General features: G+C 61.1%; 18 protein-coding genes and 1 pseudogene. 8 read left to right on the top strand and 11 right to left on the bottom strand.

Features of this window, described 5'->3' with window-relative positions; all coding sequences use genetic code 11:
* Nucleotides 1-155 precede the first annotated feature (155 nt).
* Nucleotides 156-986: a bifunctional hydroxymethylpyrimidine kinase/phosphomethylpyrimidine kinase gene (thiD, locus tag ACTQXM_RS03570; RefSeq protein ID WP_441536909.1), complete on the bottom strand. Its 831-nt coding sequence runs from the start codon at nucleotides 984-986 to the stop codon at nucleotides 156-158.
* Between the two features lie 177 nt (nucleotides 987-1,163).
* On the bottom strand, nucleotides 1,164-2,498 hold the full coding sequence (thiC, locus tag ACTQXM_RS03565; RefSeq protein WP_441536910.1) for a phosphomethylpyrimidine synthase ThiC: 1,335 nt from the start codon (nucleotides 2,496-2,498) through the stop codon (nucleotides 1,164-1,166).
* A gap of 171 nt (nucleotides 2,499-2,669) precedes the next feature.
* Here thiC and ACTQXM_RS03560 point away from each other — a divergent pair, with 171 nt between their 5' ends.
* Nucleotides 2,670-3,185, top strand: coding sequence for a hypothetical protein (locus tag ACTQXM_RS03560; protein ID WP_441536911.1), 516 nt, complete (start codon nucleotides 2,670-2,672; stop codon nucleotides 3,183-3,185).
* 40 nt (nucleotides 3,186-3,225) lie between these two features.
* Here the strand turns inward: ACTQXM_RS03560 and ACTQXM_RS03555 are convergent, their stop codons facing one another.
* Both ACTQXM_RS03555 and ACTQXM_RS03550 read right to left on the bottom strand, forming a co-directional pair.
* Nucleotides 3,226-4,035, bottom strand: a complete 810-nt coding sequence (locus ACTQXM_RS03555) for a YaaA family protein (protein ID WP_441536912.1) — start codon at nucleotides 4,033-4,035, stop codon at nucleotides 3,226-3,228.
* Between the two features lie 103 nt (nucleotides 4,036-4,138).
* Nucleotides 4,139-5,536 carry an aminopeptidase gene (locus ACTQXM_RS03550; protein WP_441536913.1) on the bottom strand — a complete coding sequence of 466 codons (1,398 nt, stop codon included), beginning with the start codon at nucleotides 5,534-5,536 and terminating at the stop codon, nucleotides 4,139-4,141.
* Nucleotides 5,537-5,702: 166 nt separating this feature from the next.
* Here ACTQXM_RS03550 and polA point away from each other — a divergent pair, with 166 nt between their 5' ends.
* Entirely contained in the window at nucleotides 5,703-8,453 is a 2,751-nt protein-coding gene (gene polA, locus ACTQXM_RS03545; RefSeq protein ID WP_441536914.1) for a DNA polymerase I, read from the top strand.
* 273 nt (nucleotides 8,454-8,726) lie between these two features.
* On the opposite strand, the gene ACTQXM_RS03540 is transcribed toward polA, so the two are convergent.
* Complete coding sequence (locus ACTQXM_RS03540) at nucleotides 8,727-9,554, bottom strand: HAD family hydrolase (protein ID WP_441536915.1); 828 nt, start codon at nucleotides 9,552-9,554, stop codon at nucleotides 8,727-8,729.
* Nucleotides 9,555-10,108: 554 nt separating this feature from the next.
* On the opposite strand from ACTQXM_RS03540, the gene ACTQXM_RS03535 reads away from it, so the two are divergent.
* The 4 genes from ACTQXM_RS03535 to ndk all read left to right on the top strand — a co-directional run bounded on the left by ACTQXM_RS03535 (nucleotide 10,109) and on the right by ndk (nucleotide 14,081).
* Entirely contained in the window at nucleotides 10,109-11,329 is a 1,221-nt protein-coding gene (locus ACTQXM_RS03535; RefSeq protein ID WP_441056173.1) for an argininosuccinate synthase, read from the top strand.
* A gap of 242 nt (nucleotides 11,330-11,571) precedes the next feature.
* Nucleotides 11,572-11,742, top strand: coding sequence for a hypothetical protein (locus ACTQXM_RS03530; protein ID WP_441056172.1), 171 nt, complete (start codon nucleotides 11,572-11,574; stop codon nucleotides 11,740-11,742).
* 118 nt (nucleotides 11,743-11,860) lie between these two features.
* Nucleotides 11,861-13,291, top strand: coding sequence for an argininosuccinate lyase (gene argH, locus ACTQXM_RS03525; protein WP_427747767.1), 1,431 nt, complete (start codon nucleotides 11,861-11,863; stop codon nucleotides 13,289-13,291).
* 385 nt (nucleotides 13,292-13,676) lie between these two features.
* Complete coding sequence (gene ndk / locus ACTQXM_RS03520; RefSeq protein ID WP_055251725.1) at nucleotides 13,677-14,081, top strand: nucleoside-diphosphate kinase; 405 nt, start codon at nucleotides 13,677-13,679, stop codon at nucleotides 14,079-14,081.
* 178 nt (nucleotides 14,082-14,259) lie between these two features.
* Here ndk and rpiB read toward each other — a convergent pair whose 3' ends face one another.
* Nucleotides 14,260-14,727 carry a ribose 5-phosphate isomerase B gene (gene rpiB, locus ACTQXM_RS03515; RefSeq protein ID WP_427719257.1) on the bottom strand — a complete coding sequence of 156 codons (468 nt, stop codon included), beginning with the start codon at nucleotides 14,725-14,727 and terminating at the stop codon, nucleotides 14,260-14,262.
* A gap of 267 nt (nucleotides 14,728-14,994) precedes the next feature.
* On the opposite strand from rpiB, the gene ACTQXM_RS03510 reads away from it, so the two are divergent.
* Complete coding sequence (locus tag ACTQXM_RS03510) at nucleotides 14,995-16,317, top strand: L-cysteine desulfidase family protein (RefSeq protein WP_441536916.1); 1,323 nt, start codon at nucleotides 14,995-14,997, stop codon at nucleotides 16,315-16,317.
* A 366-nt stretch (nucleotides 16,318-16,683) separates the two neighbouring features.
* Here ACTQXM_RS03510 and ACTQXM_RS03505 read toward each other — a convergent pair.
* From ACTQXM_RS03505 to ACTQXM_RS03485, 5 genes and pseudogenes are all read right to left on the bottom strand, one after another.
* Nucleotides 16,684-16,854 (bottom strand): annotated as a pseudogene (locus ACTQXM_RS03505) (helix-turn-helix transcriptional regulator); the annotation flags it as partial.
* A 146-nt stretch (nucleotides 16,855-17,000) separates the two neighbouring features.
* Entirely contained in the window at nucleotides 17,001-17,276 is a 276-nt protein-coding gene (locus ACTQXM_RS03500) for a hypothetical protein (RefSeq protein WP_441547603.1), read from the bottom strand.
* A gap of 178 nt (nucleotides 17,277-17,454) precedes the next feature.
* Nucleotides 17,455-18,075: a helix-turn-helix domain-containing protein gene (locus tag ACTQXM_RS03495; protein ID WP_117762863.1), complete on the bottom strand. Its 621-nt coding sequence runs from the start codon at nucleotides 18,073-18,075 to the stop codon at nucleotides 17,455-17,457.
* 343 nt (nucleotides 18,076-18,418) lie between these two features.
* Nucleotides 18,419-18,610: an Arc family DNA binding domain-containing protein gene (locus ACTQXM_RS03490; RefSeq protein ID WP_117734980.1), complete on the bottom strand. Its 192-nt coding sequence runs from the start codon at nucleotides 18,608-18,610 to the stop codon at nucleotides 18,419-18,421.
* 64 nt (nucleotides 18,611-18,674) lie between these two features.
* On the bottom strand, nucleotides 18,675-19,694 hold the full coding sequence (locus ACTQXM_RS03485) for an SPFH domain-containing protein (RefSeq protein WP_117734981.1): 1,020 nt from the start codon (nucleotides 19,692-19,694) through the stop codon (nucleotides 18,675-18,677).
* 388 nt (nucleotides 19,695-20,082) lie between these two features.
* Here ACTQXM_RS03485 and ACTQXM_RS03480 point away from each other — a divergent pair, with 388 nt between their 5' ends.
* On the top strand, nucleotides 20,083-21,333 hold the full coding sequence (locus tag ACTQXM_RS03480; RefSeq protein ID WP_427719692.1) for an MFS transporter: 1,251 nt from the start codon (nucleotides 20,083-20,085) through the stop codon (nucleotides 21,331-21,333).
* Nucleotides 21,334-21,918 lie beyond the last annotated feature (585 nt).

Raw genomic sequence — 21,918 nt, 5'->3', positions numbered from 1 at the left:
GCGGCGCAGGCAGGTAAGATTGAAGGGCCTGACGCCGGAGGAGTTCCGGAACCGGGCCCTTGCGGCGTAGTCGCTATTTATTCAGTCCAAGTTTCGGGGCGCAGTTCACAGGCGCCTTTGCGGTGGTTTGTGCGGTGGTTTTGGTTGCTGGCTTTTTAGTACTGCCACATGTGGTTGACGGGGCCGGAGCCCTTGCCCATGTTCAGGCCGGCGGCGAGAGCGCCGGTTAGGTAGGCCTTGCCGGCGTTGACGGCATCGGCAAGATCCATGCCCTGGGCCAGCGCGCAGGCGATGGCGGACGAAAGCGTACAGCCGGTACCATGCGTGTTGTCGGTCTCGATGCGCTTGTGGCGGAACCACGTGGTGAGCGGATCGCCCAGGTGGTTGCCCTCGTCATCGAGCGGCGCGGGCTCTGCTAGCACATCGTTGGCCTCGTTGACAAAATGCCCGCCCTTAACGAGGGACGCGCAGCCAAAGCGGCGGGTGAGGAGCATGGCAGCGTTTTGCTGCGTGCGCTCGGAATCGACCTCGTAGTCGAGCAGCGCCATGGCCTCGGGAATATTGGGCGTGATGACGGTCGCCAGTGGGAACAGGCGGCGTGTAAGCGCTTCGGCGGCGTCCTCGGCGATGAGACGAGCGCCCGAAGTGGCGACCATGACGGGGTCGACGACGATATTTTGTGCGTCCCAGGCGCTCAGGCGGTCGGCTATGACTTCGATAATCTCGGCAGAAGAAACCATGCCGATCTTGACGGCACTGGGGCGGATATCGTCAAAAACGGCATCGATCTGCGCCGCGACAATATCCGGGGAGATGCTCTGCACGGCGGTGACGCCTAGGGTGTTCTGTGCGGTGATGGCCGTGATGACCGTCTCGGCATACAGGCGGTGCGCCGTGATGGTCTTGATGTCGGCCTGAATGCCGGCACCGCCGCTGGAATCGGATCCTGCGATGGATAGAACGGCTGGTACCTTACTACGATCCATGTTCGCTCCCTTGTTCGGTCGGATTCAAATGGGTCTCCTGCCCGCATTATAAAGTTGCCCGGGCCGGCTGTATGCCGATCCCGGGCGGGTGGCGCAATCTTTACGTAAATGTAAGAAAATGTTCACACGTCAACAATTGACGAACGCCTTGTGGCCGATTATGGCTCCGGTGACGAGTTAGTCCTCCATGCCGAGGTCGATCGTCGTGCCCTCGAACACCTTGTTGACGGTGCGGACGGCGCACATCTTGCCGCACATGGTGCAGGTGCCCTCGGTGGCGGCGGGGGATTCCTCGTAGCGCTTCTTGCCGGTGACCGGGTCGAGCGCGCACTTCCACATGGCGTCCCAGTCGAGCTTGCGGCGTGCCTGGCCCATCTTGTCGTCCATGTCGCGGGCGTGGGGCACCTTTTTGGCGATGTCGGCGGCGTGTGCGGCAATCTTGGTGGCCATGAGGCCGTCGAGCACATCCTGGGCGTTAGGCAGGCATAGGTGCTCTGCCGGTGTCACGTAGCACAAAAAGTCGGCACCCGAGCTCGCGGAGATGGCGCCACCGATGGCTGCGGTGATGTGGTCGTAGCCCACGCCGATATCGGTCACCAGCGGCCCGAGCACGTAGAACGGGGCGTTGTGGCACAGGCGCTTCTGCAGTTTCATGTTGGCGGCGATCTCGTCGAGCGCCATGTGACCCGGGCCCTCGACCATGACCTGGACGCCGGCGGCCCAAGCGCGCTTGCACAGCTTGCCCAGCTCGATCATCTCGGCGGTCTCGGTGGCGTCGTTGGAGTCGTAGAGGCAGCCCGGGCGGCAGGAGTCGCCGAGCGAAATCGTCACGTCGTACTCGTGGCAGATCTCGAGCAGCTCGTCAAAGTACTCGTAGAAGGGGTTCTCGTTGCCGGTGACCTCCATCCAGCCAAACAGCAGTGAGCCGCCGCGGCTGACGATGTTCATGAGACGGCCGGTCTCCTTAAAGGTTTTGGTGACCGACTTGTTGATGCCGCAGTGGATGGTCATAAAGTCCACGCCGTCCTCGGCGTGCACGCGCACGACCTCGAACAGGTCGTCCTTGGTAAGCTTGACAAGCGGCTTTTCCATGTAGCCGATGGCGTCGTACATGGGGACGGTGCCTACCATGAGCGGCGTCTCGTCGATGAGCTGCTGGCGGAATTGGCGCGTCTTGCCCGAGTTGGAGAGGTCCATGATGGCGTCGGCGCCAAAGTCCTCGGCGATCTTGACCTTCTTCCATTCCTCGGCGGCATCGGCCTTGTCGCCCGAGATGCCCAGGTTGACGTTGACCTTGGTAGACAGGCCCTCGCCGACACCAAAGGCGCGCATGCCCTTTTTGATATGCACGATGTTGGCGGGAATGGCGATGCGGCCGTCGGCCACGCGCTCGCGGATGTACTCGGGGTCGCGATGCTCGCGCTCGGCAACCTCCTTCATCTGCGGTGTGATTTGCCCGGCGCGGGCGAAATCGATTTGCGTGACGAGCTTGGGCTCGGTCTGTGTGCTCATTGGCACGGCTCCCTTCGTTGGCATTACCCATATCAGGTTTGCGGGTCAGGGCGGGCGCGCCCAGTCTCAGCCTGCCGTCTTGTCCTGCAAGCTCCCCGTTTATGTGGCGGGCTCAAGTATAGCTCGAATGGGTACGATTGACGCGACGAGCATGCCCGCGGGGAGGCGAACATGGAAGACAAGCATCTGTATCGAGAGACGCAGTGGGATGTGTCGGCCGAGGAGAGCCGCGCCCATCATGGGCTGGTCGCAATTGGTTTCGCGATTCTTGTCGTGATGGTGATTGCCTGTTGTATCTGGACATTTGGCGGGCGTGGGGGAGTTTCCTGGACGTTTGAGGCGGACGATAGCCTGCCGATTATGACGGCGAAGGTCGCGGGTGGCAATACCGTTGCCGCGCCGGGCGACTATTGGTATCCGCGCGACAAGTTTGTGCAACTGCAGCTGAGCGGTGGTTCCATTCCTGGTGAAGAGATCGAGCGTGTGACCTTCGATGCATCGCTTAGGACGCTGTCGGTCGAGCTCAAAGATCAGGGGGATGTACCCACGACCATGGATATAGCCCTGACGGAATGGCGCCTGGAGCCTTCGTCGGGTGTTGAGGCGTCCGAGGTGGAGCACGTTAAGGTTACCTACCAAGATGGCTCGACGACCGAGATTGCAAAAGCCGACGGCCTGGCGGAATAGACGCCGTGCCTAGGCAGCACATTCAAAAGTAGCGGTAGTCCTACAAGGCCTGTTCGTTCAGGAAGACCAAAGTGTTTTTATTTGAAAGCTCGGGAAAGTAACGATAACCAACGTCGAACGCGGTGAGCCCGCTTACATCCTCGAACTTGTTTTCTGCCATCCAGCGCACCATGGAGCCGCGCGCTTTTTTGCTGGCGGTCGAGCGTTGGATGGGCTTGCCGTTGCGGATGCCTTCGCCAAAGAGACATGTGACGACCGTGGCGTCGGTGGTGAGGCGGGTCAGAACGGCTTTGGCGTATTCCGCGCTGGCGAGGTTGACGATCGTGACGTTGGAGCCTGCCGGAGCGATGACCCGTGCGAGTTTGTCGCCCCAAAACGCGTAGAGGTCTCGGGCGTCGTCGACGGCAAGCTTCGCGCCCATCTCCAGCCGATACGGTTCAACGGCATGAAAGGGGCGTACGCATCCGTAAAGGCCCGAGAGGATCCACAGATGGTCTTGCAGCCATGCGAGCTGTGCGGAATCCATCACCTCGGGCGCCATGCTTTGGTATTGAATGCCGTGATAGGACATGACGGCAGGGGAGAGGTGACGGGCGAGTGCGGGATTGTCGAGATCGCCGCTTTGCAAGATGGGCTCGAACTCATGCAGGGTGTTGAGGCAGGGCCCCAGCAGTTTGTCACTCACGTTCCACAGCGCCTGCAGGCTGCCGCTGCCCTCATTCCGCTCGATATCTAGCAGTGCGCGGTGGAGGCGAGCCGTCTCGCGCACAAAGGGTGGAATGCCCAGGACTTCAAAAGCATCTTGGGCCGCGCGCATCTGCTTGGCGGGCGAAATGATGACCTGCAGCATGGACTCTCCTCTGCCAAAAAGGAAGTTGCGGTGTAATACGGTCTGTTTTGGCCGTTTATGGGCCAGTTTAGCCCGTATCTCACCGCAACTGATGAAGGGTTGATTAGGCGCGCTCGATGAAGGCCTTGTAGCCGCGATAGGCCTCGTAGATATCGGCCTTGTTGGCGACCTCCCACAGGGCGTGCATGGACAGGACGGCAACGCCGGAGTCGATGACGTTCATGCCGTACTTGGCCATGATGTAGGCGATGGTGCCGCCGCCGCCCGCGTTGACGCGACCGAGCTCGCAGGTCTGGAAGTCCACGCCGGCCTCGTCCATAATGTCGCGGATGAGGGCCATATACTCGGCGTCGGCGTCGTTGGAACCGCCCTTGCCGCGGCTGCCCGTGTACTTGTTAAAGCACAGGCCGCGACCCATAAAGGCTGCATTCTTTGTCTCGAACTTGCCGGCGTAGCCCGGGTCGAAGCCGGCGGATACGTCAGAGGAGAGCATGCGGCTGCGGGCGAGTGCGCGGCGCAGGGCCAGCGGGCTGCCCTCGCCGGCGAGCGTCATGATCTCGGCGACGGTGTTCTCGAAGAAGCGGCTTGTCATGCCGGTGGCGCCCACGGAGCCAATCTCCTCCTTGTCGACGATGAGCGTGATGCTCGTGCGCTCCACGTTGGCCACATTGATCTGGGCGAGCATGGAGGGGTAGGCGCAGACGCGGTCGTCGTGGCCATAGCCCAAAATCATGGAGCGGTCGAGGCCCATGTCGCGGGCGGGGCCGGCGGGCACGACCTCGATTTCGGCGGAGAGGAAGTCCTCCTCCTCGACGTCGTACTGCTCCTTGAGGATATCCAGGAACATCTGCTTGACGGGCTCGGTGGGAGCGTCCTTGTCGTCCTCGTCAAATTTTACGGGACGGCCGCCCACGATCACGTCGAGGATCTCGGCGTCGACGGCGTCCTTGGCGGGCTTGGACATCTGCTCGCTCGAGAGGTGGATCAGCAGGTCGGAGATGGTAAAGACCGGATCGTCGGCCTTGTCGCCGATGTTGATGTCGACGGTGGTGCCGTCCTTTTTGCAGATGACGCCCACGAGTGCGAGCGGGGAGGCCACCCAGTGGTAGCTCTTGACACCACCGTAGTAGTGCGTGTCGAGGTAGGCCATGTCGCCGGCCTCGAAGGCGGGATTCTGCTTGAGGTCCAGGCGCGGCGAGTCCACGTGGGCGCCCAGGATGTTAAAGCCCTGCTCGAGCGGGGCGGTGCCCAGGTTGACGAGCATAAGATCCTTGCCGTGGTTGGCGGCGTACACCTTGTCGCCTGCCTTGAGCGCGCGGCCTTCGGCGATCACGGTCTCCAGGTCGACGTATCCCGCCTCCTCGGCCATCTTGATGCCGGTCTTGACGCACAGGCGCTCGGTCTTGTTCTCGCTCAAAAACTGCTTATAGCCGCGGCAAAGCTCCTCGAGCTCCTCGATTTGCTGTGGCGTGTACTTTTTCCATGCGCAGGGACGCTCCATGACGCAGGCTCCTTTCGGATCGATCGTGCTGGTTGTTGTACCGTGAGCCATCGTATCACGCGCGGGCTCACGGTGGCGGGGGAGCTTGATGTGCGGTGGCCGCGGGGCGGGGAGCGTGTAAACTGGAGTGAGCAAGCCGTGCCCAGTCCAAAGCGAGGTATTCAATATGTCTGACAAGCGCCGCACCTTTGCCGTTATCGACGGCAACTCGCTCATGCACCGCGCCTTCCACGCCGTGCCGCCGACCATGAACGCGCCGGACGGTCGTCCCACCAACGCGATCTTTGGCTTTCTGAACATGTTTCTTAAGATGATCGATGCCTTTAACCCCGACGGTGTGGTCGTGGCGTTTGACAAGGGCAAGCCGCGCGTGCGCATGGAGATGCTGCCGCAGTACAAGGCGCAGCGCCCGCCCATGGACCCCGATCTGCATGCGCAGTTTCCCATGATTAAGGAGCTGCTCACGGCGCTCAACGTGCCAATTCTGCAGTCCGAGGGCTGGGAAGGCGACGATATTCTGGGAACCATGGCGCGCCTGGGTGAGGAGGCCGGCTGCGACATGCTGCTGGTGACCGGCGACCGTGACATGTATCAGCTTGTGACCGAGCACGTCAACGTGGTCTCGACTCGCAAGGGCCTGTCCGACGTGGCGATCATGACGCCCGAGAGCGTGGACGACCTGTATCACGGCATTACGCCGGCGCTCGTGCCCGATTTTTACGGTCTGAAGGGCGATACGTCGGACAACATTCCCGGCGTACCGGGCATCGGCCCCAAAAAGGCGAGCGCGCTCATCGCGCAGTACGGCAGCTTGGACGAGGTCATTGCGCATGCTGACGAGGTCAAGGGCAAGATGGGCGAGAACCTGCGTGCACACATCGACGATGCGCTGCTGAGCCGCAAGGTTGCGACCATCCGCACCGATGCACCTGTCGAGCTCGACTTTGACGCGACGTCCTTCCCATCGTTTTCTGCCGATGAGGTGTCCGCGGCGCTGGGCGCACTTGGCATTACGGCCATGCAGAACCGCTTCCTGGCGCTGATTGGCGGCGAGGGCGGGGTCGTGCCCGCTGCCAGCGCGTTCGAGATACCCGCGGTTTCGCGTGCGGCCGCCGGCGATGCTGAGGCACTTGCTGCTGTGGCGGCCGAGATCTCTCGCGCGATTGATGCGGACGAGTGGGTCGCCGCTGTGGTGGACGATGACAAGGAGGAGGGTGCGCTCTTTGGCCTGACGCGTACGCTGTGGCTGGCGACGCCCAAGGGGCTCTTTGCGCTCGAGGAAGCCGATGACGGCACGCCTGCCGCTGTCGAGGGCTTCAATTCTGCCCACGGCGTTATCGCTGGCGTGCTCGCGCGCCTGTTTATGGAGGGCCGCGTGGCGAGCCCGGACATGAAGGCGTTGCTGCATGAGCTTTCGCCCATCGATTCTTCTGAGCCCGAGCTCATGGACCCGCTGGCAGTCGATTCCGTGCGCATCTTTGATACCGTGGTTGCCGCGTACCTGTTGGATTCCGACCGCTCCGAGTTTGACGAGGCATATCTGGCCGATACCTATCTGCAGATGGCGCTGCCTGCGGCGCGCGGTGCGGATGGTGCTGGCGAGGACGCTCCTGCTCCTGCTGCCCGTACCGCGGCGTTGACGCTGGCACTCGTGGCGCCGCTTCGCGACCGCATGGCCCGCGAGAACGCCGCCAACGTGTTCGATGGCATTGAGATGCCGCTCGTGCCGGTGCTTGCCAAGATGGAGCGCGCGGGCATGCTCGTAGATCCCGACCGGCTGCGCAGCCTGTCCGAAGGCCTGGCGACCCAGATCACCGAGGTCGAGCGCAGCATTCGCGACCTGGCAGGTGATGAGACGTTTAACATCGGCAGTCCCATGCAGCTCTCGCACGTGCTCTTTGACGTTATGGGGCTTCCGACCAAGGGCCTCAAAAAGACCAAGCGCGGGTACTATTCGACCAACGCCAAAGTGCTGAGCGACCTTGCGCGCGACCACGAAATCGTGCGCCTGATTTTGGACTGGCGTGAGAAGTCCAAGATTAAGTCGACCTATCTGGACACGCTAGGTCCGCTGCGCCGTGGTGACGGTCGCGTGCACACCACGTACAACCAGACCATCACGGCAACGGGTCGCCTGTCCTCGAGCGACCCGAACCTGCAGAACATCCCGACGCGCTCTGAGCTGGGCCGTACCGTTAAGACGGCGTTTTCGGCAGGCGAGGGCAGCGTCTTTTTGGCGGTGGACTACTCGCAGATCGAGCTGCGTCTACTCGCGCATCTCTCGGGTGACGAGCACCTGGTGCGCGCCTTTAACGAGGGCGAGGACTTCCATGCCGAGACGGCCGCGCGCGTGTTTGGCGTTTCCGTGTCCGAGGTAACGCCCGACCTGCGCAGTCGCGCCAAGGCCGTGAATTTTGGCATTGTGTATGGTCAGCAGGCGTACGGTCTGTCGCAGTCGCTGCACATCTCGATGGCCGAGGCGCGTGGCATGATCGATCGCTACTACGAGGCCTACCCGGGCGTGCGCACGTTCCTCGACAACGTGGTGGCGCGCGCCAAGCAGACGGGCTACGCCGAGACCATGTACGGTCGCCGGCGTCATATTCCAGAGCTCAAGGCCAAAAACCCGCAACTCCGCGGCTTTGGCGAGCGTACGGCCATGAATCACCCCATGCAGGGCACCGCCGCCGACATCATCAAGATCGCGATGGCCCGCGTAAGCCGCCGCCTGGAAGAAGAGGGCTTTGCCGCCCACATGATTCTGCAGGTGCACGACGAACTGGACTTTGAGTGCCCCGTCGACGAAGTCGAGCGCCTCACCGCCATGGTCCAAGACGTCATGGAGCACGTCGTAGACCTCCGCGTACCCCTCATCGCCGAAGCCAGCACCGGCATAACCTGGGCCGACGCGAAATAGGAAAGTAACCACAGTTCCAAAGTAACTAAAGGCAGAAGGGGGCTCCTTGCCAACAAGGAGCCCCCTTCATTCCAAAAAATCAGCCAAAGTATCTAGACACCCAAGACGCCATCTAGGCGGCAAGCAAGTCAACATAGCCATGCCCGGGGCCGGCCGTTTGATTTTTGTAGATTCCGCACGAGCCGAAGGCCACTTAATGTGGCCTTCGAGCGAGCCCAGGACCTGACCGAGCAAAAATCAAACGGCCGGCCCCGGGCATGGCGACGAGATAGATTACCGAGCCGCCAAGATGGCGTCGATGAGCGTCAGTACGCCCCCGTCGTTGTTGCTCGGAATGCGCCATTTAGCATGCGCGTTCATATGCTCCTCGGCATTGTCCACGATAAAGCTATGCCCGACGCGCTCGAGCATAGGGATATCGTTGTAGGTGTCGCCCACGGCGGCGGCATCGGCGATATCGATGCCCAAGTGCTCGCACAGGTGCGCGACGCCGGCGCCCTTGTCGACGCCCAGGTTCATAAAGTCGATCCACTCGCGGCCCGCATTGGTGACGTAGAGCTGATCCGAGAACGCGGGGTTATAGGTCTCGCGGAACGCAGGCTCGGCGTCGTAGGCGGGGAAGAAGATCGAAATCTTGTTGGATTCGACGTCAAGACCCTCAAAGGTGTCGATGTAGTTGATGGCAGAATAGTAGATGCTGATCTCGTCGTGGTACTTGTGGTCGCGCGCCAAAACGTAAGCATCGTCATAGCAGCACAGTACGGGAACGGCACGCGGGTCCTCCACGGCATGTGCCAGGACCTTGTGGTAGAGCGCCACATCGATATTGCTCTTATAGATATAGTTGCCGCGATATATCACGCACGCGCCGTTATCGGGGCAAAAAGCGATGCGGCTCTTGATGTCCTCGAACATCTCCTCGAGCTTGGGTGCGGGACGTCCGCTGGCGGGGCAGAATACGATGCCAGCCTCGGCGAGCTTGTCCAGGCGCTCGTCAAGTCCTTGCGGCAGCACGCGCTCGTCGGTCAGCAGCGTCTTGTCCATGTCGACGGCGATGAGCTTAATGTTTCCGATATTGGCGTCCGATTCGTAAGTTTGCATAAAATCGAGCCTTTCGTTTCGAAATTGTTTCAGACGTTATAACCATCAACTCGTAATCAGGCGTATTTTCGCAGGAACGGAGCGTATTTGCACTGCATTTCACAAACTAATGAAAAAACTTTTCAGAAATTTGAATTTGTCGCTTGTGCAGCGGGCACTTTAGCGTAATATAGCGACCATCGAAAACGGAGACGGCAAAAGAGCCGCTTACCGAGGAAAAGGTACCGTTTGCGATATTAGAATTGCGCCCGGCGATAGGTGAAAGGAGAGGCAGATGCAGTTCGTAAAGATCATAACCACTGCAGACAATGCCATCCGACGCCAGCGCGCAATTTCCCGACGACGATAACAATCGTCTCTGTCCGCATGGGGCGAATTGCCTCAACAGAGTCATTTTAAGGTCGTTGGGTTTTAGCACGACATTGCTGTATGTTTCTAGGGCATGTATGTGCTGATTTTTGCTATTTAACCTGATATTGCACGGTACGTGACCTTGAAATGACTTGCAACTGACCGATGTTCTAACTAGCTACCAAGGGCGAAAGGAAACAGCCATGAGCAAGGAAAAAGTCGTTCTCGCATATTCCGGTGGTCTTGATACATCCGTATGTGTCAAGTGGCTCCAGGACGAGAAGAATCTCGATGTCGTTTGCGTCTGCGGCAACGTGGGCCAGGAGGAGACCGGCCTGGATGCCAAGAAACAGAAAGCGCTCGACCTGGGCGTTCTTGATTGCCAGGTGCTCGACCTGCGCGATGAGTTCTCCGATGAGTTCCTGACCAAGGCCATCGCCGCAAATTCCATGTACGAGAACAAGTACCCGCTGCTTTCCGCTCTGTCTCGCCCGCTGCTCGCCAAGAAGCTTGTCGAGGTCGCCCACGAGTTTGGCGCGACCTACGTCGCCCACGGCTGCACCGGCAAGGGTAACGACCAGGTTCGTTTTGAGGCTGCCGTCAAGGCCCTCGACCCCGAGCTTAAGGTTATCGCCCCGGTTCGCGAGTGGGATCTGAAGTGCCGTCCCGACGAGGTCGCCTATGCTCACGCCCACAACGTGCCGGTTCCCGAGGGTGCCAACGACAACCCCTATTCCATCGACGACAACCTGTGGGGTCGTGCCATTGAGTGCGGCCACCTGGAGGATCCCTGGAACGAGCCGCTCGACGACGCCTGGGTTATGACCAAGAATCCCGAGGACACGCCCGACACCCCGACCTACACCGAGATTGAGTTTGAGGCCGGCAAGCCCGTCGCCGTCGACGGCAAGAAGATGAAGCTCTCCGAGATCGTCATCGCCCTCAACAAGATTTCGGGCGATAACGGCTTTGGTCGTCTCGACCTGGTCGAGGATCGCCTGGTGGGCCTCAAGAGCCGCGAGTGCTATGAGGTTCCCGGCGCCCTGACGCTTATCACCGCCCACAAGGCGCTCGAGGATATTTGCGTCGAGGGCGATCTGCTCAAGACCAAGATTAAGCTCGAGCAGGATTGGGCCACCGCCGTGTACAACGGCCAGTGGTACAGCCCGCTCAAAAACGCACTCGACGCCTTTATGGCCGATACCCAGAAGTTCGTGACCGGCACCGTCCGCCTGAAGTTCTTTAAGGGCAACTGCCATGTTGTCGGCCGCAAGAGCCCCTTCAGCCTCTATGACTACGGTCTGGCCACCTACGACCGCGACACCACGTTTGACGAGAAGGCCAGCGCCGGCTTTATCGAGATCGACACGCTGTCGCTCAAGACGTGGGCCAAGGTCCAGGGTCCCAGCTCTGCTGCCGCCTAGGCTTAAGTCTTTCTCCCTTGGTATCCGCGCGGCCCATCCGCGTGATACATAACGGGCGCATGGGGTCCCTACCTTTCGTTATGCTTGCTGACACTTCTTAACATCGGTGGCCCCTACATTCCGCCCGCATATATGATGCCGCGCCTGCGGCTGAGTCCGAGCCCCGCCGGGGTTGTCCGGCGGGGCTCCTTCTATCAATTTGACGGCTCTGCGCCTATATATATATCTGAGGAGTATCCATTATGTTCAATGCTATCGCGCATGCTTTACTTGCCCTCGCGCCCGAGTTCGATGCTGCAAAGGTCGAGGATGTCCCTATGAGCCTGAAGACATGGATTGACGGCTCGGCGAGCAACGGCTGGCGGGAGTCGATGGGCGCCAAGTGCCTGGTGCGTCACTTCTTTGCAAATTAGCCACATGGTCTCGCGCTCGGTGGGGAATGTGCAAAACTAGCGGTTGATAAATCGCTTTAGCGACATGGCGCTTTGCTTTGGGCGCTTGTTTTGGTATTTGGAGAAAGGGGACGGTTCCATGGCTCTTTGGGGCGGTCGTTTTGAGACAGGCGTGGCCGAGGTCACGCAGGAGTTTGGCGCGTCGCTGCCGGTCGACAAACATCTCTATAAGCAGGATATCGCTGGCTCTAAGGCACATGCCAAGATGCTGGCGGCCCAGGGCATTATCAGTGCAAAGGACGAGCAGGCGATTGCCGAGGGTCTGACCGCAATCGAACAGGATATCGATGCCGGCAACTTCACCTTCGATATCAACGACGAGGACATTCATATGTCCATCGAGAGCGAGCTGACCCGTCGCATCGGCGAGGCGGGCAAGCGCCTGCATACCGGGCGTTCGCGCAACGACCAGGTGGCGACCGATACACGCCTGGGCGTCAAGGCGCTGGCCAAGGAGCTCATGGAGGCCAATCTTGAGCTGCGCCACGTGCTGGTGGATGCGGCCAAACAGTACGACAAGGTGATTCTGCCGGGTTACACGCACATGCAGCATGCTCAGCCCGTGCTGCTGTCGCATCATCTGCTGGCGTATTCTTGGATGTTCGCGCGCGACTTTACACGCCTGAAGGCCGCCTTTGATGCTGCCGACAACTGCCCGCTGGGCGCTGCCGCGCTTGCCGGTACGAGCTATCCGCTCGATCGTCAGATGACGGCCGCCGAACTTGGCTTTGCGGGCGTGATTCCCAACTCGCTCGATGCGGTTTCCGACCGTGATTTCCTCCTCGATCTGCATTACGCCGGCTCCGTCATGGCGATGCACCTGTCGCGTCTTTCCGAGGAGATCGTGCTGTGGTCGAGCTCCGAATTTGGCTTTATCACGCTTTCCGACTCGTATTCCACTGGCTCGTCCATCATGCCGCAGAAGAAGAACCCCGATTTTGCCGAGCTTATCCGCGGCAAGAGCGGCCGAGTCTATGGCAACCTGGTGCAGCTGCTCGTGACCATGAAGGGCCTGCCGCTCGCCTATAACAAGGACTTGCAGGAGGACAAGGAGGGCGCGCTCGATACCGCCCATACGCTCATGCAGTGCCTGTCCGTTATGGCCGGTATGATCTCGACCTGGACCGTCAACGAGGATGCCATGGCGCGCGAGTGCGGCGTGGGGCACCTTGCCGCCACCGACGTTGCCGACTACCTGGCCAAGCGTGGCCTGCCGTTCCGCGAGGCCCACGCCGTGGTGGGCCATTTGGTCCTGATGTGCGAGAAGCGCGGCTGCAATCTTGAGGACCTGCCGTTTGAGGTGTTCCAAGAGGCAAGCCCGCTCTTTGAGCACGACATTACCGAGGCGCTCGACATCCCGTCGATTGTCGCTGCACGCACGACCGAGGGCGGTACCGCCCCTGCCGCCGTTGCCGTGCAGCTGCAGCGTGCCCAGGCACAACTCGTTGCCGACGAAGGTGTGCTTGGATCGCTGACCAAGGTCGTCGAGATGGGCCATGGGGCAAAGTAAGGGTTTAGTTGAAGCGGCTTTGGCCATTTATTGATAAATCGTTTTTGCCTTTACGGGCGTCTGCTGCAGTGGACGCCCGTATTTTGTTGCAATGGGAAAGGGGCTTGTCGATAACTTCTGTAGGACCTTTGGGCAGGTTGTGAAGGGGCTACGTTCACGGGCGGCAACCGACCGTCCGCTCGGTTCGGTGCGGTTGATGCGCGGTCGGATGGTACTCTAATCGGGCTTCGAAACAGAAGTGACACATATGGAACGTTTTAATAAATTGTAGTGTTTCAATAAACAGTTTTTTGTTTAACTGCAGCTAAAACTCTGTTACGATGCAGTCCAGGCGGGTGCCGGAATGGGACTTGGGCACGCGCGAACCTACTTGAAAGGCTACCTTATGGCTATCGAGAAGACCTTCATTATGATTAAGCCCGACGCTGTGCGCGATCGCAAGATCGGCGAGATCGTTGCTCGCATTGAGCGCAGCGGCCTTGTCATCGAGCGCATGGAGATGACCACGCTCGAGCGCGCTACCGTCGAGGAGCACTACGCTCATCTGGCCGACAAGCCTTTCTTTGGCGGTCTCTGCGACTTTATGACGAGCGGTCCGGTCGTCAAGATGGTCGTTTCCGGTCTTTCTGCTGTCTCCAAGATGCGCACCCTTATGGGCGCTACCAACCCGCTTGACGCTGCCCCCGGCACCATTCGCGGCGACTTCGCTGTCGATGTCAACGCCAACGTGATCCACGGCTCCGACTGCCTGGAGAACGCCGAGATCGAGATCAAGCGCTTCTTTGGCTAAACCAGCTTTGACTCCTCAAAGCTGTTAGCGTGTGGCTTTGGCGCCGCGGAATTCCATCCGCGGCGCCCTTTTTATTCCAGTAGATTTCTAGGTATATCCCAAAAATCTACTAAACAGCCCCCGTCCGGATGTTTCTTCCGGGCGGGGGGCTGGCGTTAGCATATGGCTTTGTAGGTCTTTAAGCCTCGTCGACGACCTTGAGTCCGCGGGTCTGGTCAATCTCGTTGATGAGATTGACGCGACGCTCGTGGCGGCCGCCCTCAAACTCGGCGTCGAGCCACTCGTCGACAATCATCTTGGCGAGCTCGGAGCCCACGACGCGGGCGCCAAAGGCGAGCACGTTGGTGTTGTTGTGCATGCGGGAGAGCTTGGCGCTGAAGGGCTCGGAGCATACGACGGCGCGAACACCTTCGACCTTGTTGGCGGCCAGGCTGATGCCGACGCCGGTACCGCAGATTAGGATACCCAGGTCGACGTCACCGTTGGCCACGGCCTTACCCACCTTGTAGCCGGCGATGGGGTAATCAAAGCTCTCGGAGGTGTCGGTGCCAAAGTTCACGACCTCGCAGCCGCGCTCCTTCAGGTGCTCGGAAATGATGTTCTTGAGCTCGACGGCGGCGTGGTCGTTGCCGATACCGATCTTCATGAGTGGTTCCTCTCTGGTCCGTGCGGCGGAATTGCTAAAGGTTTTACCGCGTTCGACTGCATGATAGCGCGTCTTTTGCCTAAACACTCGGGCGTTTTTTGGTCAAACGCTTTAGCGGACGCGAACATTAGCCCATCACGAAAAATGCCGCCAATTTGCTTCTGGCGGCCGTCTGCCGGAACTCGACTTGCGGTTTTTGGTGCCTTGTTATCAAATGGAGAAGTTGATACTTGCGAGAGCAACCCGTTATACAAGTAGGAGATACCTATGCCTGCCGATTCCCTTCGTGATACCGCGTTTTGCGATGTTTTGAACCGCGAGCTTGTCTGTGCGCTCGGCTGCACCGAGCCCATTGCCGTTGCCTATGCAGCGGCGCTGGCGAGCCAGACGCTCGGTTGCGAACCCGATCATATGGATGTTGCCTGCTCGGGCAACATCATCAAGAACGTAAAGAGCGTGACCGTGCCTAACTCGGGCGGTATGCATGGTATTGAAGCCGCGGCCGTGCTGGGTGCCGTGGGCGGCGACGCCAAGAGCGCGCTCGAGGTGCTCGAGAGTGTTGACGATAAAGACCGTGCTCGCGTGGCCGAGCTCCTCGCCGATGCCGGCTACTGCGATGTGTCGCTTGTCGAGGGCGTGCCCAACCTCTACATCAAGGTGACTGCCACGGCCGGGGGGCATACCGCGGTCGTCGAGATTACCGACCACCACACCAATGTCACGTGCCATACACTCGACGGTATTCCGGTATGCGGCAAGTCGGTGGGGGAGTGTGCCGCCTGCGCCGAGCGCGTGGTGGCCGAGCGCGCGGCAGATAGCGCCGACACGCCCATGTCGATCGAGACCATCGTCGACTTTATTGAGGACGGCGATGTTGAGGGTGCTCGCGCTGCCGTTGAGCGTCAGATTGAGCTGAACGGTGCGATCAGTGCCGAGGGCCTGGCGCACGCTTGGGGCGCCGAGGTGGGCCGTACGCTGCTGGGCGCTCGCGCCGATGACGTCGCCTGCCGTGCCCGTGCCCGTGCGGCCGCCGGGTCCGACGCCCGCATGAACGGCTGCGCGCTGCCGGTCGCCATTGTGTGCGGCTCGGGCAATCAGGGCATTACCTGCGCATTGCCCGTTATGGAATATGCCGAGTACCTGCGCTGCGACCACGAGCGCCTGGTGCGCGCCGTGATGCTGTCCGATCTTATTGCCGTGCATATCAAAAGCTATATTGGTGCACTTTCGGCGTTTTGCGGTGCTATTTGCGCCGCGTGCGGTGCCGGCGCTGCGATTACCTGGCTGTGCGGTGGCACGCGTGATCAGATCGGCGCGACGGTCTCGAATACGCTCGGCAACGTGGGCGGCATCGTGTGCGATGGCGCCAAGGCGAGCTGTGCCGCCAAGATTTCCGCAGCCGTTGATGCGGCGATTCTGGGCCACGATATGGCCATGCAGGGCCGCGGCTTCCGCGCCGGCGAGGGCCTGATTCAGGATACGGTGGAAGAGACGATCGCCAGCATGGGCTATGTGGGCCGCGTTGGCATGAAGGATACCGACGTCGAGATCCTCAACATCATGATCGGCAAGACCATCGTCGACTGCTAGGGGCTCTGGGGCACTGCATCTTGTTGTTGAAACTATCGCGCTTGTGGCTGTAAAGCACCTGTCTGCATTGCGGACAGCGAGGATCTCGCGGTATGTCACCAGGTCGTTCTCGCGCTTGATGCGCTCGAGGACGGTCGCGACAACAAGCGCCGCTATCGCCGGCAGGAACGCCGCAGCCGCGGCGACGCCGGCGCCCCAGGTGCCCTCCATCCAGTTAAACGCCGGCGACAGTATCAGTGCGAACGCCACCGCCAGCAACGCGAGCATCAGCACGGCCAGCCATAGCATCCGCGTTCCCATGCGCTTGCGATCTCTTTCGACTGCCTCTTCCATAACGGTCACGTCTCCCTTCACGAGCGTGTCTATGGAGGTGTCGAATAGGATGCTCAGCATGAGCAGACTCTGGACGTCCGGATACGTCTTGTCCCGCTCCCAGTTGCTGATCGTCTGACGCGATACATAGAGCTTCTCGGCAAGTTGCTCTTGCGAGAGGCCCATCGCCTCGCGCCGCGTCTTGATCTGGTTGCTGATGTCCATCGTCACCTCCCGGTCGTGAAGGAGCGTCCCGCGAACACGCCGGGTGCGCTATCGAATCTGTTGTACATCATATGCGGCAAGGCTTGCCGGGCGCTGCAAAAACTGTTTTGCACGGGGTTTACCTGCATGATTGTTGCTGCGATGGCTTAGCGATGTTGTCGAGCAGTCATCCAAGTGTACAGGCCCATGGCGGCGTAGCCGATTGCGGTATAGGCAACCCCATGGAACGCAAGGTCCTGGCTGCCCTCGACCTTGAGGGGAAACAGGACCGCGGGTCCGATTCCGAGCGCCGCGGGTACCCAGAAGAGCGTCCTCGCGGAGTTCGCGGCGAGCAGGCCGAGGGTGATTGCAGTTGCGGGGAGCACGGGGTAGATCAGCGCCATCATGGCGATCATGCCGGCATCGGGTGGGACGACCCTCACCAGGAGGACGGGGATTGCCCAGCAGGCGCCAACGATTGCGATCAATGCGATGAGGGACGCGCGTACGGTGACGTTCATGGGGCACCTCCTAACGGGAATCGCCCCCATTCTGGCATACATCTTCAGAATGGGGGCTAAGGGGGATACCATTTCGGGGAACGGGTGCGTACCCGCGCTTTTAACTCAGCATCTTGGCGAGCATGCCGATGCCGACGCCCACCAGTCCGCCGGCGATGGCGCCGATGATGATCTGCACCGCGTTGCGCGTGCCCTTGACCCAAGGGTTCATCTCGCGCTCACGGCGCCCCTCGAGCGTGTCGCGATCGACCTGCTCGCCGCGGCTAAACGCCAACACCTCGCGGTACGTGACGAGGTCGTGCTGCTTCTTCATGCGTTCCATATACACGAACGCCACGAGCATCACGACGAGCGCCACGGCGGCAAACGCCGCGGTGGGCGCGATGTGCATGCCCCAGCCCCATTCGAACTGGAACGCCGCCCACGCGCTCAGCACCAAAAACACGACCGCACTCACGACCGTGATTGTGGATAGGGCGTTGTACTTCTTGACCGCTTCGTTCATTACCTGTGCCATGGTTTCCACATCTCCTTTGATGAGGGAGTCCACGGTCACCCCGAACACGTTGGAAAGCAGCAGCAGGCTCTGGACATCCGGATACGTACGGCCGCACTCCCAGTTGCTGATGGTCTGGCGCGACACGTAGATGCGCTCCGCCAGATCGTCTTGGGACAGTCCGAGCTCCGTGCGATGCTCCTTGATGTGCGAGCCCAGCTCCATGCGTTTGCTCCCTAGAGGGTCGGGGTGACCCCTGTCGAGAGCCACCATGTCATTGACGCGAGCATCGTACCATCAAAGGTCTTTATATTTGACCCCCACGGGGCAAAATCGAGCTGTCAAAAGGCTTTATATACGACATTTAGCTGGGAAAAGAACGGTCCCCAAAGGCGGATGCCTCCGGGGACCGGTTGGTGCGTATAGAGGGGGCGAGCTTGCTTTGGGTTGGTGTTGGCCCCGCCGTTCGGCTCGACTTTGGAGCGGCGGGGCTCAGCTCTGCCTCGACCGCGGCGCGGGGCGCGGCTTTGTCCCGACGTCGGCAGCGGCCGAGCCCTGTCTTCCCGGCTTAGCCCTCTTCGCCTTTGGGCGTGCCCTTGAACGAGGGCTCTTTCTTCGGCAGCCTTCCCGCGCGTTTGAGGGCGTCTCGCAAGATCCATTCCACCTGACCGTTGGCGCTGCGCATCTCATCGTCCGCCCAGCGTTGGACGGCCTCCCAGATAGCGGGGTCTATACGGAGTGGATACTGCTTGCGTGCCATGACGTGCCTTCTTGTCGAATGTGCAATTTTGCACCCGTCCCCAAATTACTCATTGGTGTTGGGGTTAGTACAGCGAGCCTGCGTTGAGCACCGGGTGCGCCTCGGATTCACCGCAGAGCACCACCATGAGGTTGCTGGCCATCTGCGCCTTGCGCTCGTCGTCGAGCTCGATGGTGCCGCCGGCAGCCATCTCCTTCACGGCCATGTCGACCATGGAGACCGCGCCCTCGACGATCTTCTTGCGTGCGGCGATGACGGCCTCGGCCTGCTGGCGGCGCAGCATCGCCTGGGCGATCTCGGGGGAGTAGGCGAGGTGCGTGAGACGTGCATCGTCGACCTCGACGCCGGCGGGCGCCAGGCGCATCGCGAGCTCGCGGCGCAGGGCTTCGGAGACCTCTTCCACATTGGCGCGCAGCGTGATGGCGCCGGCGGCATCGGACTCGTCCTCCAGGTGGTCGTAGGCGTACACGCTCGCCACGTGGCGCAGCGCCGTCTCGGCCTGCATGGCGACATAGCTCTGGTAGTCGTCGACGTCGAAGAGCGCCTTGGCGGTATCGGCGACGTGCCACACCACGACGGTTGCGATCTCGATGGGGTTGCCCATTTTGTCGTTGACCTTCAGGCGCTCGCCATTCAGGGTGCGCACGCGGGTGGAGATAGTGGTGGGGTTGCCCTTGGCGGCCTTCTGCGCCGCGGCCTTGGCGGCCTTGGAATCGCTCATCTCGAGCTCGATCATCTCGCCGATCCCGGCCGATCCGCCCATGCTCTTGCTAAAGAACGGGTTGGCCCAGAAGAAGCCCTCGTCGCGGACGGTGCCCACGTACTTGCCGAACAGGATGCACACGCGCGCCTGGCCGGGCTGCAGCGAGAAGAATCCGTTGAGTGGGATGAACCACAGGCAAAACGCGAGGATGCTGAGGCCGAGCCCCCATCCGTAGACTGCGGGCGCGTCGACGCCGTCGGGCGTGCTCGCGAGCCCGATGGTGCTCCAGATAAAGAGGCCGATGATGGCGATGAGCGCCACCGCCACGGCGACGAGCATGCCGTAGCCCGACTTGGCCTTGAGTTGCTTTTCCACGCTCATTGTGAGTTCCTTTCACGACTGCGCCGGCGTTTGCGTGACGTCCCCGGCGCCGCGCTCCAGATTGCGATGGGGAGGAGGCGAGTCCCCGAGCAGTCCGTGCGACTGCTGATTGCATTGTGATATCACATTGAGACCAAGTCAAGGAGAATCGGATGCCGTCTCTCATGGCATAAGTGGTTCGGGGCGCCCGGCATCTACGCTCCGTAGAGGTCTTCCTGTTGCATCTTGGCTCGCAAGTCCCTATAATAGCTCCACTCACGGCTGAAGGTTTACCTCTAGATTTGGAAAGGGGAGCTGCACCATGCTTGCTTCCATTTGGCTCTAGCCACGGTCGCGTGAGCGACCGGTACTTCGCTGCATACCACCGATCGCATCAAAGGATTATTCCATGACACAACCGAACCCCTGCGCTTCTTGGAAGCGCTCGCTCGCCATCGTCTGGATCGGCGAGTTCTTCTCCGTGCTCACGAGCTCCATTCTGCAGATGGGTCTCATCTGGCACGTCACCCTCACCACCGGCTCCGCGAGCGCCCTGTCGTTCGTGAGCCTGGCGGCCTTCTTGCCCATGGCGCTCCTCGGCGCCTTCGCGGGCACCATCGTGGACCGCACGTCCATCAAGCGTCTCATGATCGGCGCCGATCTCTTCATCGCGGCCGTGAGCCTCACGCTTGTCTTCGGCTCGCTTCGGGGCGACCTTTCTGTCGCCGTTGTGGCGGCGGTGCTGTTCGTCCGTGCGCTGGGCAGCACGCTCCATACGCCCGCCTTCAACGCGCTCACACCGCTCATCGCCCCGCCCGAGGTGCTCGGCAAGCTGGCGGGCATGCTGCAGTTCATGCAGTCGGGTAGCTATATCATCGGCAACGCCATCGCCGCGGCGGTCTACCCGGCGTTTGGTCTGACTTTCATGATCGCGCTCGATGTCGCCGGGGCGGTGCTCGCGAGCATCGCGGTGGCGACCTCCGGCATCAAGACGCCGGCGCCCGAGCGCCATACGCCCGAGGAGAACGCCGAGGCGTCGCACCGCGCGGTGCGGGCCTTCCTATTGGAGACGGCCAACGGGTACCGCGAGCTCAAACGCCATCACGGTCTGTTCGCCATGCTCTGGATCGGCTTCGCCTTCTCGGTCCTGTTCTCGCCCATATCCGCGCTGTTCCCGCTCATGGTGTTCGACCATTTTGGGGGCACCACTACGCAGTCGGCTATCGCGGAGATCGCGTTCTCGGTCGGCATGATCGCGGCGAGCGGCTGGATCGGGGCGACGGGTGGCCTTAAGAACCGCGCTCTTTCGTGCACGCTGGCCATCGGCCTCATCGGAGCCGCCGCGCTCGCGGGCGGCCTCGTGCCCCCTTCCGCGCTCGTTGTGTTTCTGGGGCTTACGTTCGCGATGGGGGTCTCGAGTCCGCTGTACAGCGCGCCGCAGATGGCGCTCATGCAGGAGCGCGTCGATCCCGAGTGCATGGGCCGCGTCTTCGGTCTGTACGGAGCGGTCTGCAGCTGGGCTATGCCCGTGGGGCTCGTCGCATCGACCTTGTTCGCGGACGCCATCGGCGTAAGCGCGTGCTTCGTGCTCATCGGTGCTGCAATGGTGATCCTAGCAGGCATCACCTGGGCGATCCCGAGCATCCGCAAGATTGGGTAGCGCTCTGGCGGAGTGCGTTTCGTTTCGGACGGCTCGTAGGGTCGCTGCGACGTGAAGGGTGGTCGACGGTGCGCCTGCGAGGGCGCCGTCGACCACCCTTTTGTTTAATTCGTCTGGCCCGGCGCCGATCATCATCTGTTCGCCGGGCGATTGCGATGCCGCCGCTTGCCGATACGCGGCTCCTTACGTTGTGCGCATCCCATCGTTCTGGCAGCGTTTCCTGCAGTTAATCTCCAGAGCTCGAGGCGGTGGCCCCTATGAGTAATCTGCTCGAATCCATTCTGCGCGTCGGTATGACCGTGTTCATCGTCGGCCCGCTCACTGCATGGGTCGCCCGCCGCGGCGCGAGCGAGCGCAGCGAGGCAACGGACAGCCTCGATTGCTTCACGGTGCGCATGCCCGCAGCCATCCGCACGATCATCGCCTGCTGCGCCGTCGCGTTCGAACTGCTCATGCTGGGTGTCTACGTCTGGCAGGGCGTCTCGCTGGGCGAGTGGGACCACGAACTTGTGTGGTTCGGTCATGCCATGGCGCTCGCGGGTATGGCTATCTGGGCCTTGCTGAGCATCCCGCGTATCGACGTGG

Source organism: Collinsella sp. LCP19S3_D3 (genome assembly GCF_052121455.1).
Classification (GTDB): Bacteria; Actinomycetota; Coriobacteriia; order Coriobacteriales; family Coriobacteriaceae; genus Collinsella.
This window is presented reverse-complemented; position numbering and strand designations above follow the sequence as displayed.

What these genes read in the sequence shown, in the direction of transcription:
- thiD (WP_441536909.1), bottom strand. Translation starts at nt 986, where the DNA reads ATGGATCGTAGTAAGGTACCAGCCGTTCTATCCATCGCAGGATCCGAT.
- thiC (WP_441536910.1), bottom strand. Translation starts at nt 2,498, where the DNA reads ATGAGCACACAGACCGAGCCCAAGCTCGTCACGCAAATCGATTTCGCC.
- ACTQXM_RS03560 (WP_441536911.1), top strand. Translation starts at nt 2,670, where the DNA reads ATGGAAGACAAGCATCTGTATCGAGAGACGCAGTGGGATGTGTCGGCC.
- ACTQXM_RS03555 (WP_441536912.1), bottom strand. Translation starts at nt 4,035, where the DNA reads ATGCTGCAGGTCATCATTTCGCCCGCCAAGCAGATGCGCGCGGCCCAA.
- ACTQXM_RS03550 (WP_441536913.1), bottom strand. Translation starts at nt 5,536, where the DNA reads ATGGAGCGTCCCTGCGCATGGAAAAAGTACACGCCACAGCAAATCGAG.
- polA (WP_441536914.1), top strand. Translation starts at nt 5,703, where the DNA reads ATGTCTGACAAGCGCCGCACCTTTGCCGTTATCGACGGCAACTCGCTC.
- ACTQXM_RS03540 (WP_441536915.1), bottom strand. Translation starts at nt 9,554, where the DNA reads ATGCAAACTTACGAATCGGACGCCAATATCGGAAACATTAAGCTCATC.
- ACTQXM_RS03535 (WP_441056173.1), top strand. Translation starts at nt 10,109, where the DNA reads ATGAGCAAGGAAAAAGTCGTTCTCGCATATTCCGGTGGTCTTGATACA.
- ACTQXM_RS03530 (WP_441056172.1), top strand. Translation starts at nt 11,572, where the DNA reads ATGTTCAATGCTATCGCGCATGCTTTACTTGCCCTCGCGCCCGAGTTC.
- argH (WP_427747767.1), top strand. Translation starts at nt 11,861, where the DNA reads ATGGCTCTTTGGGGCGGTCGTTTTGAGACAGGCGTGGCCGAGGTCACG.
- ndk (WP_055251725.1), top strand. Translation starts at nt 13,677, where the DNA reads ATGGCTATCGAGAAGACCTTCATTATGATTAAGCCCGACGCTGTGCGC.
- rpiB (WP_427719257.1), bottom strand. Translation starts at nt 14,727, where the DNA reads ATGAAGATCGGTATCGGCAACGACCACGCCGCCGTCGAGCTCAAGAAC.
- ACTQXM_RS03510 (WP_441536916.1), top strand. Translation starts at nt 14,995, where the DNA reads ATGCCTGCCGATTCCCTTCGTGATACCGCGTTTTGCGATGTTTTGAAC.
- ACTQXM_RS03495 (WP_117762863.1), bottom strand. Translation starts at nt 18,075, where the DNA reads ATGGAGCTGGGCTCGCACATCAAGGAGCATCGCACGGAGCTCGGACTG.
- ACTQXM_RS03490 (WP_117734980.1), bottom strand. Translation starts at nt 18,610, where the DNA reads ATGGCACGCAAGCAGTATCCACTCCGTATAGACCCCGCTATCTGGGAG.
- ACTQXM_RS03485 (WP_117734981.1), bottom strand. Translation starts at nt 19,694, where the DNA reads ATGAGCGTGGAAAAGCAACTCAAGGCCAAGTCGGGCTACGGCATGCTC.
- ACTQXM_RS03480 (WP_427719692.1), top strand. Translation starts at nt 20,083, where the DNA reads ATGACACAACCGAACCCCTGCGCTTCTTGGAAGCGCTCGCTCGCCATC.